Here is an 18,385-nt window from a genome sequence, read left to right on the forward strand (position 1 = left end):
CGGAAGATAAAAGTCTCTTGCCACATCCAATTGTTATTCAGGTGGCTGTAACAATTCCTTTCGCCTTTGGCATTCTGGCTTTTCGTAGGAGAGATTAAATCATCCTGCAAAAAGAGCAGCAGAACCATTTTTTAATTGAAAACCAACATCATGGACTTTCCATGACAAAATCAAAAAGAATAATGATGAAAAAACATTTTTCCCATGTTGCGATTTTATTTTTTTTCGCAATCCCCTCTTTTCTTTTTTCACAAACCAAAACATCAAAAACCTTTCAGCTGAAAGATCTGCGCAAGCTGGTGCGTATTTCATCACCCCGCATCTCACCTGACGGAAACAAAGTGGCTTTTATCACTTCTAAACCCGACTGGAAGGAAGACAAAACACAACAAGCTATCCGGCTGGTAAATATCCGGACAAAAGCCATGCGGCAGCTTACATTTCATCGCGAAAAGCTCTCGCAACTGCGTTGGTCACCCGACGGAAAAAAACTGGCTTTTCTGGCCAAAGATCCGGCAACAAAAGAAACACAACTCTTTGTAATGCCCATGAACGGAGGTGATGCTGTTTGTGTTACCCGTTCCAAAACCGGTGTCGATTCATACGCCTGGAGCCCGGACGGAAAGCAATTTGCTTTCATTGCCCAGGATACCGTTCCTAATCCAAAAGCCATCAAACATCATGAAGATGCTTTCCGGGTTACAGACAACAATTACATGGTTCGCAAAGCAGTACAACCCTGGCATCTGTGGGTAATTTCCTCAGAAGGAGGCAAAGCCCGGCAACTTACACACGGATCATGGAGTTTGGGTACCGATCAGGGATCCATGTCTAACCCGGCCTGGACAGCCGACGGAAAAAGTATTGTATTTTGCCGTTATCCTGATGTGTGGGAAGGAAATGCCTGGCATTCGGTTCTGGGAAAAGTAGATGTAAAAAGCGGTAAGATAACCACCATTGTCGAAGAAGAAGGCGCAACCCATCCGGCTTTTGCTCCCGGTAACCATACACTGGCTTTTATGCGTCCGCGCCACGGTGACCAAAATAACGGTTTTGCGGTTTATATAAAACAAAACGGAAAAATTACCGATGCCACTGCCGGTTTAGCCCGCAATATCAACCGTTTTATCTGGCTCCCCGATGGAAAAAACCTATTGCTGTTTGCTGAAAAAGGAACCCGAGAAGTCATGTGGAAACAACCGGTAAACGGAAAAGCAGTCCTTATTTCTTTTCCAGATATTTTTCTTACCGGAAAAGCTTCGGTTGCTCCAAACGGAACGCTGGCTTTTACAGCAAACACGCCTTCTCACCCTTCGGAATTATATGTCATGAAATCGGTGAATGACAAGCCGGAAAGACTGACCAACCTGAATGCTTTTGTCGATTCGCTTTCTCTGGCCAAAAATGAAAGTATCGATTGGAAACTGGATGGTTTTCATGAAGACGGCGTACTTACTTACCCTGTTCATTTTGAAAAAGGGAAAAAATATCCACTGGTACTGGTCATTCATGGCGGACCGGAGGGAGCATCCACGCTACGCTTTTCTCCTCTGGTACAATTGCTGGCTGCTCGTGGTTTTTTTATCTTCCAGCCGAACTATCGCGGAAGCATTAACCTGGGCGATGCTTATCAACACGCCATTTATCGCAATACCGGAAAAGGCCCCGGAGAAGATGTCATGGCCGGACTGAAAAAAGTACTTGAAAAAGGATTCATCGACAAAACAAAAATTGGCGTTACCGGCTGGTCGTACGGCGGATATATGACTTCCTGGCTTATCGGCAACTACCCGGATGTTTGGAAAGCTGCCGTATCAGGCGCTGCGTTGAACGACTGGGTGATGGATTACACCATTGCTTATTACCAAAAAGGAGATTTGTATTTCTTCGGAGGTTCTCCCTGGGTAAAAAAATACTGGAAAATCTGGCGCGAACAGTCACCCATTGAATTTGCCACAAAAGTCAAAGCGCCCACACTCATTATGGGCGATGCCGGCGATCCTAACGTACCTATTGTGAACAGTTACGAGATGTTCCATGCTTTGCGCGATAATGGAGTTACCACTGAATTTTATGTTTATCCGGTGAATACCCATTTCCCGCATGATATTGTACGCACCACCGATGTTTACCGGCGCTGGATCGAATGGATGGTCAAATATCTGCAATAGGGGATAAAAAATTCTCGTATTTTTGGCCTTAAATTCAAAGGTTTCATGAATAGAAAAATCCGTTATTGGGCTTCCGGCATATTTTTACTGGCTACACTCATCAGTCTTGGTCTTTATTTTTCCGTTAGTGAAAAAACCTATTCGGATCAAACCATCAAAACACTGTCCGATAAACTACAGGCCTATGTCATTGGATTTTTAAACGAGAACCAAAAGGCTTTTGACACGTTGAAAACCGATTTTCAAGTGTTGAATCCGGCAAAACTTACGCCTGATTTTCTAAACCGTTATGCCCAGAAAACACTTCAAAATCACCCCGAAATGCAAGGGCTGATTTTTTACGGTCCGCATTTTCATTTTTTGTTTGCCCGGGATAAAAAATACTGGGTTTCCACCTACGACACCATTTTTAATGATACCCTGACCAACTGGGTACGCATGGACAACCACCTGAAAGTCGTCAGCAGCTGGACAGATACTTACAACTATTTTGTTGACGATGTTTCCATAAACCGTACCCAAAAGATGTTACAAAATGCCAAAGGAAAACCCATCTGGAAAGTTTTGCTGGGCGAAGGAAGCAGGCAAAAAGACCTGATCTTATCCTCCGGAAAATTAAAACTTAACGGAGGAAAAGATCTGGTATTTGCCTTTGTTTATAACCTACGTCGAAAAAACAGTGCTTTTTTTCCCATGGTGGATGTTGCGCATCCTGTGGTAAGCCTGATCACTCCTTTCGACCGTTTTACTGTTCCTTTATATCGAAACGACAGTACGGCAGCAAAAGAAAAGAAACCGTTAATTCAACAGATTAACCGGTTGCTAAACGACTGGTCAAAAACTTCTCCCTCACAGGAAAAATCTTACCTTTTCGTTCAAAACGGGAAACGCTACTGGATGCACGTTGCGCTTCTTCCCGGTTCTTCCGGAATGAATGCCCTGGCATACGTTACCGCCGAAAAAGAATTGAAAACCATTGAGCATTTTCAAAGCGATATTTTCGGATACGCCGCGCTGTTCTTTGGCATTTTAGCGCTACTCGGTTTTATTTCTTTGCGAAAAAAGAATCCGGATACGAAAAAAAATCCAGGAGATAAGATATTAAACGAACACGAAATTGTGGACATCATTAAAGGAGGAGAAAACGAACAAACCGAATTTAAATCTTCTTTACGGTGGGATTATCGTGAGCAAAAAGTAAATCCGGCACTCGAAACGGTAATCTTAAAAAGCATCTCGGCTTTTGCTAACGGAAAAGGCGGCATTTTACTCATTGGGGTTCAGGATGATGGTGAAATTCTGGGATTACAACCCGATTTTGATACCCTGAAAAAGAAAGATGTGGACGGTTTTGAACTCCATCTTCGCCGTTTGATCAAAAATCAGTTCGGTATTTCGTTTACTACTGCTCATCTTCAGATTTATTTCCCCGTTATCGACGGAAAAACAATTTGTGTTATTCAGGTTACCCCGTCGCACCATCCTTTGTATTTGAAAACAAAAAATAAAAACGGCACGCCGGTGGAGAAGTTTTATGTACGAATGGGAAACGCCTCCCAGGAAATTTCTTCGCTGCGAGAAATTCAGAATTACATCAAAAACCGGTTTGAATTGTAATTAATGGTTTTTATTCTCCCATTTGTTCCAACTGACGGAAAAAGTTTTTCATTTTCATGGCCAGAATAATAAGAATGGTCCCCACCAAAATGGACAAAATACCGGTAAGTACTAAAACAAAAACGGCAGCCTGAAAAGGATTGAAAAACAAAATAATACCAAAAAGCAAAGTAAGTCCTCCGTTAATCAGTAAAGTGTTTTTTCCATGGAGTTCAGGGGCCACTTTAAAGGCAAAAAAGAGCTGTAACAGTCCGACCAATACCGCCCAGCTGCCAATAATAATAACAAACACCTGTAATGATTGCTGGGTATAAAAGGTGAGTAAAATACCGATAACAATCAACACTATGGCCTCTGCCAAATCGGTACCATAACCCAACCCGTTACGAATATTCAAAATAACTCCGGTCAGCATAGCAATGCCCGTAAGGAGTACCACAATTCCGAGATAAGTAACTACTGTGATAAGAGTTGCTCCCGGCACAAAAATGGCCAGTACACCAAAAATAATGGCAATGGCACCATTTACCGCGAGGGTTGCCCAACGTTTAGAAATATCTTTTTCCATGATTTTTTTTTGTGTAAAGGTAATAAAAAACACTTTTTTATTCGCCGGACAAAATAATACCGATTGCAAATCAAAATGCGCTTTTGGTTCATTTCAATCCCAAAAGCACTTTGATTTAACATCGGCATTTACCATTGTAGATTTTAAAATGCGCTAAAAGTGCATTTTAAAATACAATTGGTATAACAGAACGCCGAATTTTCTTTTCTATTCGCTGTAAACCAAATTTTTAGTAAGTTTACAGGGTTTAATTCTAAAACATTAACTACAATGAAAAAATTCTTCTTCTCCGGACTGATTTTATCTGTATTTCTCCTGTCGGGATTTCCCGTTATGGCTCAGCACCCGCTCACTCAGGAACAATTGACCAAAGCACACAAGAAAGCGGTTTCTGAAACCGCCATGTATCAGAAAAAAGGATTTAAAGTATATTCATCCTCCCAAAGCATGCAAAACCTGATCGAAAACTTTTACAAAGATACCTACCGCGAATATAAACCGGGCGAAAGAGTATATGTTTGGGCTATGGGACTCGGAAAAGGTGCTTCGCCAACCACAGCAATACAAAATGCTTCGAAACAGGCCAAAAAACATATTCCGGCTTTAATCATGATGTATTTTAATTCATGGACTTCTGCCAATTCATCGCTTTCTGAAAATGATAAAAAACAGGTGATGAGCGCCATAAGGCAGGCACAAGGAAACATCACCCAAAAACTCATGTCGCGCCCACCCGATAAAAGTATTGTCTTTATCAAACAAAAGAAAGGACAATACCAGGCAGCCGTAAGGGTGCTATACAAACAACTCCCCTTGCGCGAAACGGCCAGAGAAGAAATAAAAAAAGTACTCCGGAAAACCACCGGCTGGTCTGAAAGCAAAATGGATGACCTGCTCCATTTTTAAATAATTTTTCGAAATCCTTATTCTTTCAAAAAGTTGATTTTCAAACCATAAACAACATATAATGGATTTTTTACTGTTACTGATTATCCTTTCGGGAATTCTGCACATTATCGGCTTAATTATCGAAAACCCTTCGTTAAAAATGGTTTTCAAACCACTGACCACCCTGCTTATCATTTTCTTTGCCTTTTCGCGGGGAGATGCTGTTTCGGCGTATAAAACCCTTTTGCTGGCCGGATTGGTATTTGCCTTGATCGGAGATATTTTTCTGATGCTTCCGCGCGAACAGTTTGTGGCCGGACTGGTTTCTTTTCTGATAGCCCATCTCTTTTTTATTCTGGCTTTCACAGGAAACCACGGTTTTTACTGGAATTGGATTTATCTGGCACCAATCTTTGTCTATTTTACATTGCTTATCAACATACTGATAAAACATACCGGAAAAATGACACTACCGGTAATTGTTTACTCTGTTGTTATTATGATTTTTGTCTGGCAAGCTGCCGGACGTTATGCTACTCTTCCGAATTCTTTTGCGGCTTTTGCTTTATACGGAGCCATTTTATTTGTTTTGTCCGATTCGCTGTTAGCCTATGACAAATTTGTCAAACCCATGAAATGGACACACAGCGTGGTGATGATTCTTTACTGGACTGCGCTTTATTTCTTAGCTTTGTCGGTATAAAAAAAGAAAAACATGACCTGGCTCTTCATTCTTTTAGGAATTGTTTTACTCCTTATTGCCGTTTTGTTTTATTTTACGGTTAAAGGATTTATCAATCCGGTAGATAAACATAAAGTTCCGGAAAATCTCCCGTTTCCGGTGGAAGAAATTCAAATTCCTTTACCCGACGGAAGACATTTATATGGTTGGTGGATTTTTTCCGGAAAAGACGCTCCTACCCTTATTTTTGCTCACGGATGGGGACGAAATGCACAACGCATGTTGCCTTACCTGAAAAATTTTTACGGACTGGGAATGAATATGCTGGCTTTTGATGCCCGCGGACACGGCAACAGCGATCCGGACAAATATGCCAATCTGGTCAAATTTGCTGATGACATTATCGCGTGCATGAACTACGTTCAGAATAATAAAAAAACCTCGCATCCCGATTTTAATCTTGTAGGGCTTTCCATCGGCGGAGCCGGTTCTATTTACGCTGCAGCCCACGATCACCGGGTAAAAAAAGTAATCACCGTCGGCGCTTTTGCCCATCCGGCATCAGTGATGAGAAATCAGTTTAAAACCTATCACGTACCCTACTACCCCATTATTTGGCTCCTGCACATCTATCTGAAAATCTTTCAGGATTTTAACATGAATAAGGTGGCTCCTGAAAAACATATTTCCAAAGCAAAAGCTTCTTTTTTACTGATTCATGGCGAAGAAGACAAAACCGTTCCGGTGGAAGAAGCCAAACGACTGGCCAAAGCAGCCGGGAAAAAAGCCGAATTGTGGATTATTCCCGGTCGCGGACATTCCGATTGTCATCTTGAAAAAGGATTCTGGGAAAAAGTTACCGGTTTTATGAAACGTGCGGAAATTCATGAAAAATAAACTAAAAATTCCTCCGGTTTCTCCTCTCATCGGTGCTGACTTCAGCACTTTTTTCCGTGTGTTGTCCAACGGAAAAGTAAAACCCGGACGATGGTTTCATGTGATCCTCTCGTCGCTCATCATTTTGATCTTTTCCCCTTTCCGGCTTATTGATTTTTTCTGGTTTCGTCAACAACAACGAAAAAAGAGGATTTCTGCTCAACCGGTATTTATTCTCGGACACTGGAGAAGCGGGACCACTTTTTTACATAATCTGCTTTGCCAGTTAGAAAAAGTATCGTTTGTCACAACCTACCAATCTGTATTTCCGCATCATTTAAAATCCAAAGCGGTGATTGGCCGGTTTATGAAAACGGCCATGCCGTCACGACGTCCGGGTGACAACATCAAAATGGACATCGACTACCCGCAGGAAGATGAATATGCTTTAAGTAATTCCACCTTTGCTTCATTCTATCACTTTTTCTATTACCCGAAAAAATATCGCGCGTTTTACCAGAAATATGTTCGTTTTGAAAATTCGTCTCCGGCTTTTAAAAAATACTGGGCAAAAAAATACCACACGGTGGTCATGAAAGCCATTTTAAACACCGGAAATGCTGCCATTATCTTAAAAAACCCGGTGAATACCGCCCGGATACCCACACTGTTGCAAATGTATCCGCAGGCAAAATTCATCCACATTGTCCGTAATCCGGTAACAGTATATTGTTCCACAAAAAAATTCTTTTCCGCGGTAATTCCAACCCTCAGTTTTCAAAAAATCACCCCCGGCGAAATCAGCCAGCTGATTTTTTGGCTTTACGAAAGCATCATGCACGATTTTTTTAACGAGAAACAACAAATTCCGGAAAAACAATTTTATGAAATCCGTTACGAAACGTTACTGGAAAAACCGGATGAGGTTTTAGAAAAGCTTATCCACACACTGAAAATCCCTTTTTCAGAAAAAGACAAGCTTCAAATCAGCCGTTATTTAAAATCCCAACGCACCCATAAAACGGATAAATACACCCTTCGGCGAAAAGAATGGGACTACCTGCAGAAGCACTGGGGATTTGCCATGAAACAATGGAATTACTCCATACCGGAAAACGTGCAAATCGTTGATTAAATTCATTTTTCGTTACTTTTGTAATACCGATCAATGTCAAAATGTCTGCAAAAAACATCCATCCGGTATTTCATCAGCTGTTAACCCGACAGGATAAAGAAGAACTGTTACAACAGCATGCCACTGTGATTTGGATGACCGGACTTTCCGGAGCCGGAAAAACAACACTTGCCCGTCATATTGAATTAGAACTCAGCAAAAAAGGATTCCTTACCCAGGTTTTGGACGGAGATAATATCCGGACCGGAATCAACAATAATTTAGGATTTACCGAAGCCGACCGGTACGAAAACATCCGGCGAATTGCCGAAGTTTCCAAGCTTTTTCTGAACTGCGGAATTATTTGTATCAACAGTTTTATCAGTCCAACCATTGCCATCCGCCAGATGGCTAAAGAAATTATCGGCAAAGAAAACTTTATCGAAATTTACGTTAACGCACCGGTTGAAATTTGCGAACAACGCGATGTAAAGGGGCTTTACAAAAAAGCCAGGGCAGGCCTGATCAAAAACTTCACGGGAATTGATGCGCCTTTTGAAGCACCTCAACATCCGGATATCGAAATCCGTACCGACCAGTTAAACATTGATGAGTCGGTTCAAAAAATTCTGGAATACATTCTGCCAAAAATCACTTATTCCGAAAAATAATTGCTGCCTGTTTTGAGATCCCTGTTCAATCCTGATGTTTTTTTGCTGAATCGTCCGGAGGTTCTTCTTTTTGGGGATAAAAATCGGAAAGGATCATATAAGTCACCACCACCGTCACAAACAGAGCACAAATCCACAAACGGCATCCGCCCAGGAAAATTTTCAATGCAAAAAGCAAGACCAAAAGAATCAGTGTAATATGTCCCAAATGCTTTTTTAACATAAAAACTATTGAAAATCAGCAGCATAAAAAGCATCCTCAATGTGATGGATAACTTTCTTGCCGTTCTTAAATAAGATGGCAATGACATCAAAACGAATATCCATATCCAGCTGATGCTGTTCCACATAAGCCCCGGCAGCTTCAATTAAACGCCGTGCTTTTTGCGGCGTAACCGCTTCTTCCGGATCACCAAAAGCGTCTGTACTGCGTGTTTTTACCTCTACAATAACCAGCTCGTCTTTATCCCGGGCAATGATATCCACTTCTTCTTTCTCGTGGCGCCAGTTTGTTTCCAAAATAGTATACCCTTTGGCTTTTAAAAATTGTAAAGCCCATTGCTCTCCCTGTTTGCCCAATTCATTATGACGTGCCATCTGAAAAATAATTACCGGAAAAGCAATTCACATTTATTTTCAGTTACATTCAGTACAACCTCGGCTCCCATTATCAATGTTCTGTTATCGGCAAAATGTCCGGCAGGAAAACCGAAAGCCACCGGAAAATCATAGGATTTTACACTCTCTTTGATGATTTCTTCGGCTGTTTTTCCAAAAGGAATGGTATTATCGTGCATTTGGGTCATCCCGCCCACGACTAAACCGGCCAGATTTTTCAGTACACCGGCCCGTTTCAAACTCATCATCATCCGGTCGATATGATACAGATATTCATCCAAATCTTCCACAAAAAGGATTTTTCCTGTCAAATCCGGAAAAGATGGACTTCCGATCAGGCTGTATAAAACCGACAAATTTCCTCCGGCTAATATACCGGTGGCTTTTCCTAACCGGTTCTGTTGTTGCGATGACCAATGGTATTGCCATTTTCTTCCTTCAAGGGCATCAAATAATGTTTGCAATGCCTGACGGCTGTTCTCCGGAAAATTCAGCGGCATGGTAGCATGCAGGCTTTGCACATTTAAGTTCAGCAAATGATTCAAAAAAACCGTAAAATCGCTGTATCCGGCCAACCATTTGGGATTTTTCAAAAACCGCTGAAAATCAATCCGGTCAATTATCCGCACACTTCCGTATCCGCCCCGCACGGCAAAAACGGCTTTTATCTCCGGATCATCCAACAGTTCCTGAAAATCAGCAGCCCGTAAAATATCATTTCCGGCAAATTGGTTTTCCGAGGCAAAAAGATGCCGGCTCATCACCACCTGATAGCCTCGTTCTTTGATTATCTCTATTGCCGGAAGCAGTTCTTTCTCTTCAATTTTACGGGCAGGAGCCACCAACCCGATAGTATCTCCTTTTTTCAAAAACGGCGGAACAATCATGGATGATAATTTTTTTCAATGATACAAAAAAGAAGGACATTGTGTGCCCGCGATTTCCTTTCACAACAAAAATTATCCCGGTAGAACAGCCCTTTCTGTCAAAAATCTTTAATTTAGCCAGTCGAAATGAAGATACTGTATCAGATAGGAGAATATGTAGTGATTATTTTACAGGCTTTTAAAAAGCCTGATAAAGGATTCATTTTCAGGCGTCAACTGTTGTATGATTTTAAACGGCTGGGGGTGGATTCCATTAGTATCATTTCTATTATCTCGCTTTTTACGGGAGCCATTATTGCCATTCAGATGGCTTATAATATTGATTCTCCGTTTATTGCCAAATCAATTATTGGGTTTTCCACCCGGCAGATGCTGGTTTTGGAAATTTCGCCCACCATCATCAGCCTGATCTTAGCCGGAAAAGTAGGTTCGCGTATTGCCTCCGAAATCGGCACTATGCGTATTACCGAACAGATTGACGCATTGCGGGTAATGGGAGTAAATCCGCCGAATTATCTGATATTGCCTAAAATGGTCGCTGCCATGCTCTATTTTCCGGTGTTGATTACCTATTCCATTTTTCTCGGTATTCTTGGCGGATGGATTATGGGTTCCATTACCGGATTAATTCCCTCGGCAGATTACATTATCGGTATCCGTTCGTGGTTCGATCCGTTCACACTGACTTACGCCATGATAAAAACAGTAGTTTTTGCTTTTATCATCACCTCGATTTCGGCTTATAAAGGCTATACCGTAAAAGGCGGTTCGGTGGAAGTAGGACAAGCCAGTACCGAAGCCATTGTGGTCAGTAGTATTCTGATTATCTTTTTCGACCTGATTTTAACCCAATTACTGCTTACATGATCGAAGTAAAAAACATAACCAAAAGCTTTGGTGATCAACTTATTGTTGATCATGTGAGTACGGTATTTAAAGAAGGGAAAACCAACCTGATCATCGGTCAAAGCGGATCGGGGAAAACGGTTTTCATGAAATGCTGCATCGGATTGTATGATGTGGACAGCGGTGAAATAGATTTCCACGGACGCCAGTTTTCCAATATCCCGGATAAAAAAAGAAAACACATCCGTCAGGAAATGGGGGTTTTATTTCAGGGAGGCGCATTGTTTGATTCGCTTTCGGTGGAAGAAAACATCATGTTTCCGCTGAACATGTTCACCAACATGAGTCCAAAAGAAAAACTGGAAAGGGTCAATTTTGTGCTGGAGAATGTCAATCTGGCAGGTACCAATAACAAATATCCATCGGAATTGAGCGGCGGGATGATCAAACGGGTGGCCATTGCACGGGCCATTTCACTGATGCCCAAATACCTGTTTGCCGACGAACCCAATTCGGGCCTTGACCCAAAAACGGCTGAGCGAATTGACGAACTGTTGTCTACTCTCACCAAGAAATTTAACATGACCACGGTGATCAACACCCACGACATGAATTCCGTGTTGCAAATCGGTGAAAAAATCAGTTTCATCAACAAAGGAAAAATTTGTTGGGAAGGGACCAAAGAAACCATCTTAAAAACAGATAACAAAGAACTCAATGATTTTGTTTTTGCCACCGAACTGACCCGGCGAATCAAAGAAAGAACTTTTTAGATATTTTAACCGCAACGCTTTCCGATAAGCTTTATCTTTGCTTCCAATATGATTTATATCACAAGACGAGAACGGTTTAATGCAGCCCATCGCTTGTTTAAAAAAGCATACAGCGACGAAAAAAACCTGGAGGTTTTTGGCAAATGTTCCAATCCCAACTGGCACGGACATAATTACGAACTGTTTGTTACCGTAAAAGGTGATGTTGATCCGGAAACCGGCTTTCTGGTAAATTTAAAAGCACTCAGCCGGCTGATCCGTGAAAAAGTCATTGACAAAATCGATCATAAAAATATCAATCTGGAAGTGGATTTTATGCAGGGAAAAATGGCTTCCACCGAAAACCTTGCCATCGGAATATGGAATGAACTGGAAAACGATATTGCGCAACTTGGCGCATCATTACATTGCATTAAAATCTACGAATCCGAAAACAATTTCGTAGAGTATTTCGGATAAATTATAGATATGAAAATCAATTAGTAATATTAATTTTTATGGACAGACCCAAACCCATGTTAGATTACGAAAGAATAGAAACTTACGCTCCGGACAAATTAAAAAAGCTGGAATATCATTACAAAGAGATTTTAAAACTGATCGGAGAAGACGTTACCCGCGAAGGCCTGGTAAAAACGCCGCTGCGGGTAGCCAAATCCATTCAGTTCTTAACCCAGGGATACGATCACGATCCGAAAGAAATCCTGCTGTCGGCCCGGTTCAGGGAAGATTACAAGCAAATGGTCATTGTAAAAGACATTGACATTTTCTCGATGTGCGAACATCACATGATTCCTTTTATCGGAAAAGCACATGTGGCTTACATCCCCAACAAATATATCACCGGATTGAGCAAAATAGCCCGTGTGGTAGAAGCTTACGCCCGACGTTTACAAGTACAGGAACGACTGACAACACAAATCAAAACAGCCATTCAGGAAACTTTGGATCCTCTTGGCGTGGCAGTTGTCATTGAGGCACGACATTTGTGTATGGCTATGCGAGGGGTACAGAAACAAAATTCTGTCACCACGACTTCCGATTTTACGGGAGCTTTTGAAAGAAAAGAAACGCGTGAAGAATTCATTCATTTGATCTCTTCGCATTTATCGTGAGAAAAAAAAGAGTAATTTAAATTTTTAGTGTTATGAATATTAATGAATTAGAAAAAGACATCCGTTTAAATAAGACTTCAGCCGTTCCGGTGGCCAAAACTTATCTCTCCGGAGTATTCGGCTGGATGTTTCTGGCAATGAGTATAACGGCGGTTACTTCTTGGTGGTTTGCCAGTACACCGCAATTACTGAGATTATTGTACAATCCACAAGCCGGAATGACCATCTTAGGATGGATTGTTCTGCTTTCTCCCATTGGTTTTGTTCTGTGGATGTCAGCCGGATTTCGCCGTATGTCGGCACCAACATTGGCTATCCTGTTTGTTGTTTATTCCGTGCTGATGGGAATGAGCCTGAGTTTCATCCTGCTGGCTTATACCGGGGCATCGATCGCCACCACTTTTATGATTACTGCCGGCATGTTTGGCGTGATGGCCATCACCGGTTATACCACAAAAACTGATCTGACCAAATTTGGCAGTATCATGTTTATGGGGCTTATTGGTATTATCATTGCTATGCTGGTAAACATGTTTATGCACAGCAGCGGGCTGGATTACATAATTAGCTTTCTTGGCGTATTAATTTTTACCGGATTAACGGCTTACGATGTGCAAAAATTAAAACGAATTGGAGCCGGTATGGTGGAAGGCGCTGAAAATACGCGTAAAATGACGATTATGGGCGCTTTAACACTTTACCTTGACTTTATCAATTTATTTCTATTTTTGCTGCGCTTTTTCGGTAACCGCCGGTAAAAGATTATTTTTAAGAAAATTATATGACAGCTTATGTTTTTCCGGGCCAGGGTGCCCAATATGTGGGAATGGGGAAGGATTTGTATGAACATTCTTCCAAAGCAAGGGATTTGTTTCAAAAAGCCAATCACATTCTGAAATTCAACATTACAGAAGTGATGTTCGACGGCACCGAAGCCGAACTGAAACAAACCAAGGTAACCCAGCCGGCCATTTTTCTCCACTCTGTTATTTTGGCAAAAATTATGGGTGAGGATTTTAAACCCGACATGGTGGCAGGGCATTCCCTCGGTGAATTTTCGGCTTTAGTTGCCAATGGCACGCTTACTTTTGAAGACGGATTAAAATTGGTTGCCAAACGGGCTGACGCTATGCAGAAAGCCTGCGAACTGGAACCGTCAACCATGGCTGCCATTCTCGGACTGGATGACGAAACCGTGGAAAGCATTTGCAAAAGTATTCCGGAAATCGTAGTCCCGGCCAACTACAACAGCCCGGGACAATTAGTCATCTCCGGAAGTGTGAAAGGGGTGGAACAAGCTATCGAAAAATGTAAAGAAGCCGGTGCTAAACGGGCTTTGATGCTGAAAGTGGGCGGGGCTTTTCACTCTCCGCTGATGGAGCCTGCTCGAATTGAACTGGCCGAAGCCATCAACAGCACCCCTTTCCGAAAAGGGATTTGTCCGATATATCAAAATGTAACCGGACAACCTGTAGCCGACCCTGAAATCATCAAAACCAATCTGATTTCGCAGCTGACATCACCGGTACGCTGGACACAGATCATGCAAAATATGCTGGCTGACGGTGTAACCGAAGTGATTGAAGTAGGGCCGGGAAAAGTACTTCAGGGACTATTCAAAAAAATAGACCGTAACCTGAATGTACACAGCCTGCCTTAGAGAAACAGAAAAAGAAACCAAAAAAAGGCCGCCGGAAAATTTTTCCAGCGGCCTTTTTTAGTATCAGACCTACAAGGGTAAATGCCGATATTAATTATCCCTGTTTACCCGGAGTTCTCTTCCGCCTTTTAGTACAATGTTTTTAAAATTACTACTGATCTTGCGGCTTACACGGGCATCGACTTCAAAAAAAGAGTACGATCCCTGAAGATCAACATGTCCGATGTCGGATGGTTTTACCTTGGCATGCAGACAAATAAAATCCATTAAATCATGTTTATTCATTCGGTCGCGTGTACCCAAATTAATGAAAAACCGCGGGTGCCATTCTCCGTTTTTATTTTGTGTGGTTTCTTCGCTTCCGGACCTTGATTTTTTTGTTCCGGCTTTCCGGTTTTCAAACTTTCTTTTCTCGCCCCGGCTTTCTTTTCTTTTTTCTTTTTTGGCAGAAGCACGGTTTAAATCGCCCGAGTTATCCAACTGCAGCTTATCCAGCTCATGCGACAACAATTTGGCAATCAGTTCTTCTTTTGTCAGGTTTTCAAAAATTTGTTCTGCCTTGCTTTGTACGCCGGAGGGAAGTGCTTTGGCAATTTTACGATCTGAAATTTGCCGGCACCAGTTTTCAAGACGAATATCGGCAATTTGTCCGCTATCCGGAATTTTTACTTTTTTAAACGTGATATTCAGCTTTTTCTGCAGTTTTTCGATTTTAGCTTTTTCGCGGGTATGAACAAAAGCCACAGAGATACCGGTTTTTCCGGCCCGGGCTGTTCTTCCGCTCCGATGGGTATAATAAGCCGCATCATCCGGGAGGGTGTAATGAAAAACATGGGTTAAATCATCGACATCAATACCACGGGCAGCTACATCTGTAGCAATAAGAATTTGTAAATCGTGTGTTTTAAAGCGTTTCATTACGCGGTCGCGCTGTGCCTGCGAAAGATCGCCGTGTAAAGCATCTACTTTGTAATTTTTACGCTGCAACACATCCGACAAATTTTGCGTATCGCGACGGGTACGACAAAAAATAAGTCCGCGCATATCCTGATGAAAATCAAGAAACCGTGTCAGCGCTTCCGGTTTATCCGATTGTTTTACCACCACATACTGGTGTTCGATATTTACATTAACCGGATTGGCATCATCATCGGCTTTCACCTCAACCGGATTGGTCATGTATTTGTTTACGATCTTTCTTATTTCGTGCGGCATCGTTGCCGAAAAGAGCCAGGTTTGTTTTTCCGACGGGGTAAAACTTAAAATTTTATCAATGTCTTCTTTAAAACCCATATTGAGCATTTCATCGGCTTCGTCCAATACGAGAAAACGAAGCTTGTCCAGATGTACTGCTTTTCGCTCAATCAGGTCGATAAGTCGTCCGGGAGTGGCAATAATAATTTGCTGAGGTTGACGCAGGGCTTTGATCTGATTGAAAATAGCAGCTCCGCCATATACCGGCAAAATGTTAATTTTTCCAAGATATTTAGCAAACAAATTGAGCTGTTCTGCAATTTGTTGTCCCAGTTCACGGGTTGGTGCTAAAACCAACGCCTGGGTAAAAGATTCGTTTCCGTCAATTTGTTCCAAAAGCGGAATACCAAAAGCGGCTGTTTTTCCGGTACCAGTATTTGCCAAACCAATAAAATCACTGTTTTCAAAAAGTAAAGTGGGAATGGTTTGTTCTTGTATTTCCGTAGGACGGGAAAAGCCGAGATCGGCAAGAGCTTTCAATACTTCATCAGAAAGCCCGAGTTGTTGAAAATTATGCAATAAGATATTCTTTATTAAATGAGCGGCAAAAGTACATCAAAAAGCATTACCTCTTACCAAAGCTTAAAAATATTATTGAAAATAAGTAAGTTACAAAAAAACACCGGAGGTTTAAACGAAAAAAAGCTGCACTCAAAAAGAGTGCAGCTTTTTCTTAACCTGTGGAGCATACCGGAATCGAACCCCCCAACTGGTTCAAGTCTTCCCGTCCGGCCTGTGCGGGGGCGAGACTTGGGTCATAAAAAATTTGGAACATCAAACCCAAAACTTTTTCTATCTTTATCACCGGAAACCAGACAGTATAATAACAGCATGAAAACCCGACATCCGTTTTTCGGCATCAACCACACTGGTACAAGCTTTTCTGCCCGGTTTGTGTGCAGATGTATTAGTGGCCCAAGTCAGCCACACGCGGAGCTTGCGCACAAGACTTGCGCCAGTTGGGGCCAGTTGGGGGGGGGAGAAACAAATTTATCTAAGCAAAGAATGCTAAATGACTATAAAGTAGACAAAAATATGGAACAAGACAACACAAGTCTAATCTAATAAAACTATGATTAACTTCAAATTTAAGGCTCCTAATTTTGATGTGTTCTATTCTAAATTTAGTGGAATTATTGGAATAGAAATTGGCGTAGTATTAGGAGGTATATATTCAATGTTTTCATTTTGGGAGATTCAACTGTTTGCGTTGCCGGTAATTTTAGTACTTTTATTATCTAAATATAATAATACTATAACAGAAATTAGTATTGATGAAGAAAAACAAATTTTTATAATTTTTATCAATAGTTTCATAAATAAAAAAAAATACATACTAAATTTTACTGATTTAAAAGTTAATGTAAGGTTTAAATGGTTGCTGAATTATTATGGTGATGTTATTGAAATAAAAAATAAGAATAATATAATTGCAGTAATACCCATTGCCGGATCTGAATATAATAAAAGTGTTAAAAAGCACTTAATAAATTATTTCAAAGATATAAGTAATAAAAGTCTTATAAGTTATTCTGAAACAGAAAATGCAAAAAAGAGTATGGCTTGGTTTCTAAAATAAAGATTCCCCCAACTGGTACAAGTCTTTCTGCCCGGTTTGTGTGCAGGTGTATTAGTGGCCCAAGTCAGCTACACGCGGAGCTTGCGCACAAGACTTGCGCCAGTTGGGGGGGGCGGGCGGGCTTCATATGTAAAGCCAATCCAACCTCAAAATATAAAAGTGACTAATGATAAGAATATTAATCTTAAATTATGAAAAAAGGATTTATTTTTTTACTTCTTGCATTAATCTCAGATTATGCTTTTAGTCAGACATTTTTAACCGATACTGTAAGTTGGAACCAATATGAAATAAACTATAGTAAAAAGTTGAAACTGGAAAAAATTAAAAAGATTAAAGATGACTTAATAAAATATTTAGAATCGAACGATGAGCTCCAAAACAATTTACATAATTTCCATTTTTTTGACTATAACGGTGATGGTAATATTGATATAATATATACGGGGGATGCAGGGACAGATTCTGAAAGGACATTGATATTTGTGAGAGGTGATAATAGTGATTACGTCAAGAAATTTGACAAGTTTGGCAGTGTTGTTAACCTATCTTCTGCAATCTGCCAAAAGACACCTCCCTATACATTTGTTTTGAAAGAGGTTGAATGTTGTGGGGGAAATTGCGTTGTTTATCAGGCGTATCAACCAGTTAATGAGAATGGGGGCTTTAAATTACATTTATCAATGAAATACAGTATTATTAAAGGCACAAAATTCCCTGATGTATATTTTAATAAAAAGCTATTGTTTCGTGTAACAAGTGATATTTATAATTTAAGATTGAATCCTACTATTGACAGCGTAACTACTAACATAGGACTTCATATTCGAGGAAATGTAGTTGCTGAATATTCAAAAGGTGCTGAAGGTTATGCAATAGCCCAGACAAAGGATAAAACAGGTCGGATATGGTGGTTTGTTATTATGCTCAATAATAACAAACCTATACAAAGTATATTTGATGGAGGAGATAACGAGGGCTATAAATTTTATTCGTTAGGCTGGATGAGTAGTAAATATTTAGAAAAGGTAGAATAGATTAATAAGTTACAGAAGCCTTCCTGTTC

General features: G+C 40.9%; 21 protein-coding genes. 16 read left to right on the top strand and 5 right to left on the bottom strand.

What is annotated here, in order from left to right; translation table 11 throughout:
- The first annotated feature begins 185 nt into the window (after positions 1-185).
- Together LA303_RS00735 and LA303_RS00740 are read left to right on the top strand one after the other, a co-directional pair.
- Complete coding sequence (locus tag LA303_RS00735) at positions 186-2,171, top strand: S9 family peptidase (protein WP_240526031.1); 1,986 nt, start codon at positions 186-188, stop codon at positions 2,169-2,171.
- Between the two features lie 45 nt (positions 2,172-2,216).
- The gene (locus LA303_RS00740) at positions 2,217-3,788 is read left to right on the top strand and encodes an AlbA family DNA-binding domain-containing protein (protein ID WP_240526032.1); all 1,572 of its coding nucleotides are present in this window, start codon (positions 2,217-2,219) and stop codon (positions 3,786-3,788) included.
- A gap of 10 nt (positions 3,789-3,798) precedes the next feature.
- Here the strand turns inward: LA303_RS00740 and LA303_RS00745 are convergent, their stop codons facing one another.
- A complete protein-coding gene (locus tag LA303_RS00745; protein WP_240526033.1) occupies positions 3,799-4,356 on the bottom strand; it encodes an HdeD family acid-resistance protein in 558 nt (185 codons plus the stop codon).
- Between the two features lie 270 nt (positions 4,357-4,626).
- On the opposite strand from LA303_RS00745, the gene LA303_RS00750 reads away from it, so the two are divergent.
- The 5 genes from LA303_RS00750 to cysC all read left to right on the top strand — a co-directional run bounded on the left by LA303_RS00750 (position 4,627) and on the right by cysC (position 8,587).
- Entirely contained in the window at positions 4,627-5,262 is a 636-nt protein-coding gene (locus tag LA303_RS00750) for a hypothetical protein (protein ID WP_240526034.1), read from the top strand.
- 61 nt (positions 5,263-5,323) lie between these two features.
- A complete protein-coding gene (locus tag LA303_RS00755) occupies positions 5,324-5,947 on the top strand; it encodes a lysoplasmalogenase (RefSeq protein ID WP_240526035.1) in 624 nt (207 codons plus the stop codon).
- A gap of 12 nt (positions 5,948-5,959) precedes the next feature.
- Complete coding sequence (locus LA303_RS00760) at positions 5,960-6,823, top strand: alpha/beta hydrolase (protein ID WP_240526036.1); 864 nt, start codon at positions 5,960-5,962, stop codon at positions 6,821-6,823.
- A complete protein-coding gene (locus tag LA303_RS00765; RefSeq protein WP_240526037.1) occupies positions 6,813-7,937 on the top strand; it encodes a sulfotransferase family protein in 1,125 nt (374 codons plus the stop codon). The genes LA303_RS00760 and LA303_RS00765 overlap by 11 nt, the downstream gene beginning before the upstream one ends.
- Before the next feature lie 41 nt (positions 7,938-7,978).
- Positions 7,979-8,587 (top strand): adenylyl-sulfate kinase, encoded by a 609-nt coding sequence (gene cysC, locus LA303_RS00770; protein WP_240526038.1) that lies wholly within the window; start codon positions 7,979-7,981, stop codon positions 8,585-8,587.
- Positions 8,588-8,612: 25 nt separating this feature from the next.
- Here the strand turns inward: cysC and LA303_RS00775 are convergent, their stop codons facing one another.
- Genes LA303_RS00775 through LA303_RS00785 form a run of 3 tightly spaced genes read right to left on the bottom strand, consistent with a single transcriptional unit; the run spans position 8,613 to position 10,092 of the window.
- Complete coding sequence (locus LA303_RS00775; RefSeq protein ID WP_240526039.1) at positions 8,613-8,810, bottom strand: hypothetical protein; 198 nt, start codon at positions 8,808-8,810, stop codon at positions 8,613-8,615.
- 5 nt (positions 8,811-8,815) lie between these two features.
- Positions 8,816-9,184, bottom strand: coding sequence for a YraN family protein (locus LA303_RS00780; RefSeq protein WP_240526040.1), 369 nt, complete (start codon positions 9,182-9,184; stop codon positions 8,816-8,818).
- Positions 9,185-9,195: 11 nt separating this feature from the next.
- Positions 9,196-10,092, bottom strand: a complete 897-nt coding sequence (locus LA303_RS00785) for a S66 peptidase family protein (protein WP_240526041.1) — start codon at positions 10,090-10,092, stop codon at positions 9,196-9,198.
- A gap of 126 nt (positions 10,093-10,218) precedes the next feature.
- Here LA303_RS00785 and LA303_RS00790 point away from each other — a divergent pair, with 126 nt between their 5' ends.
- From LA303_RS00790 to fabD, 6 genes are read left to right on the top strand one after another with little or no spacing between them, the layout of a single operon-like run.
- The gene (locus tag LA303_RS00790; RefSeq protein WP_240526042.1) at positions 10,219-10,959 is read left to right on the top strand and encodes an MlaE family ABC transporter permease; all 741 of its coding nucleotides are present in this window, start codon (positions 10,219-10,221) and stop codon (positions 10,957-10,959) included.
- Positions 10,956-11,711, top strand: a complete 756-nt coding sequence (locus LA303_RS00795; protein ID WP_240526043.1) for an ABC transporter ATP-binding protein — start codon at positions 10,956-10,958, stop codon at positions 11,709-11,711. Before LA303_RS00790 ends, LA303_RS00795 begins: the two co-directional genes overlap by 4 nt.
- Before the next feature lie 48 nt (positions 11,712-11,759).
- The gene (locus LA303_RS00800; protein ID WP_240526044.1) at positions 11,760-12,170 is read left to right on the top strand and encodes a 6-pyruvoyl trahydropterin synthase family protein; all 411 of its coding nucleotides are present in this window, start codon (positions 11,760-11,762) and stop codon (positions 12,168-12,170) included.
- Between the two features lie 56 nt (positions 12,171-12,226).
- On the top strand, positions 12,227-12,826 hold the full coding sequence (folE, locus tag LA303_RS00805) for a GTP cyclohydrolase I FolE (RefSeq protein ID WP_240527085.1): 600 nt from the start codon (positions 12,227-12,229) through the stop codon (positions 12,824-12,826).
- Between the two features lie 32 nt (positions 12,827-12,858).
- A complete protein-coding gene (locus LA303_RS00810) occupies positions 12,859-13,584 on the top strand; it encodes a Bax inhibitor-1/YccA family protein (protein ID WP_240526045.1) in 726 nt (241 codons plus the stop codon).
- Between the two features lie 23 nt (positions 13,585-13,607).
- Positions 13,608-14,486, top strand: a complete 879-nt coding sequence (fabD, locus tag LA303_RS00815) for an ACP S-malonyltransferase (RefSeq protein ID WP_240526046.1) — start codon at positions 13,608-13,610, stop codon at positions 14,484-14,486.
- A 90-nt stretch (positions 14,487-14,576) separates the two neighbouring features.
- Here the strand turns inward: fabD and LA303_RS00820 are convergent, their stop codons facing one another.
- On the bottom strand, positions 14,577-16,259 hold the full coding sequence (locus tag LA303_RS00820; protein ID WP_240526047.1) for a DEAD/DEAH box helicase: 1,683 nt from the start codon (positions 16,257-16,259) through the stop codon (positions 14,577-14,579).
- Positions 16,260-16,277: 18 nt separating this feature from the next.
- Here LA303_RS00820 and LA303_RS00825 point away from each other — a divergent pair, with 18 nt between their 5' ends.
- The 3 genes from LA303_RS00825 to LA303_RS00835 all read left to right on the top strand — a co-directional run bounded on the left by LA303_RS00825 (position 16,278) and on the right by LA303_RS00835 (position 18,356).
- Positions 16,278-16,805: a hypothetical protein gene (locus tag LA303_RS00825; RefSeq protein ID WP_240526048.1), complete on the top strand. Its 528-nt coding sequence runs from the start codon at positions 16,278-16,280 to the stop codon at positions 16,803-16,805.
- A 7-nt stretch (positions 16,806-16,812) separates the two neighbouring features.
- Positions 16,813-17,319 carry a hypothetical protein gene (locus LA303_RS00830; RefSeq protein WP_240526049.1) on the top strand — a complete coding sequence of 169 codons (507 nt, stop codon included), beginning with the start codon at positions 16,813-16,815 and terminating at the stop codon, positions 17,317-17,319.
- 191 nt (positions 17,320-17,510) lie between these two features.
- Positions 17,511-18,356 (top strand): hypothetical protein, encoded by an 846-nt coding sequence (locus LA303_RS00835; RefSeq protein ID WP_240526050.1) that lies wholly within the window; start codon positions 17,511-17,513, stop codon positions 18,354-18,356.
- Positions 18,357-18,385 lie beyond the last annotated feature (29 nt).

Origin of the sequence: Candidatus Sulfidibacterium hydrothermale, assembly GCF_020149915.1 — a bacterium.
In the GTDB taxonomy this organism is placed as follows: Bacteria; Bacteroidota; Bacteroidia; order Bacteroidales; family F082; genus Sulfidibacterium; species Sulfidibacterium hydrothermale.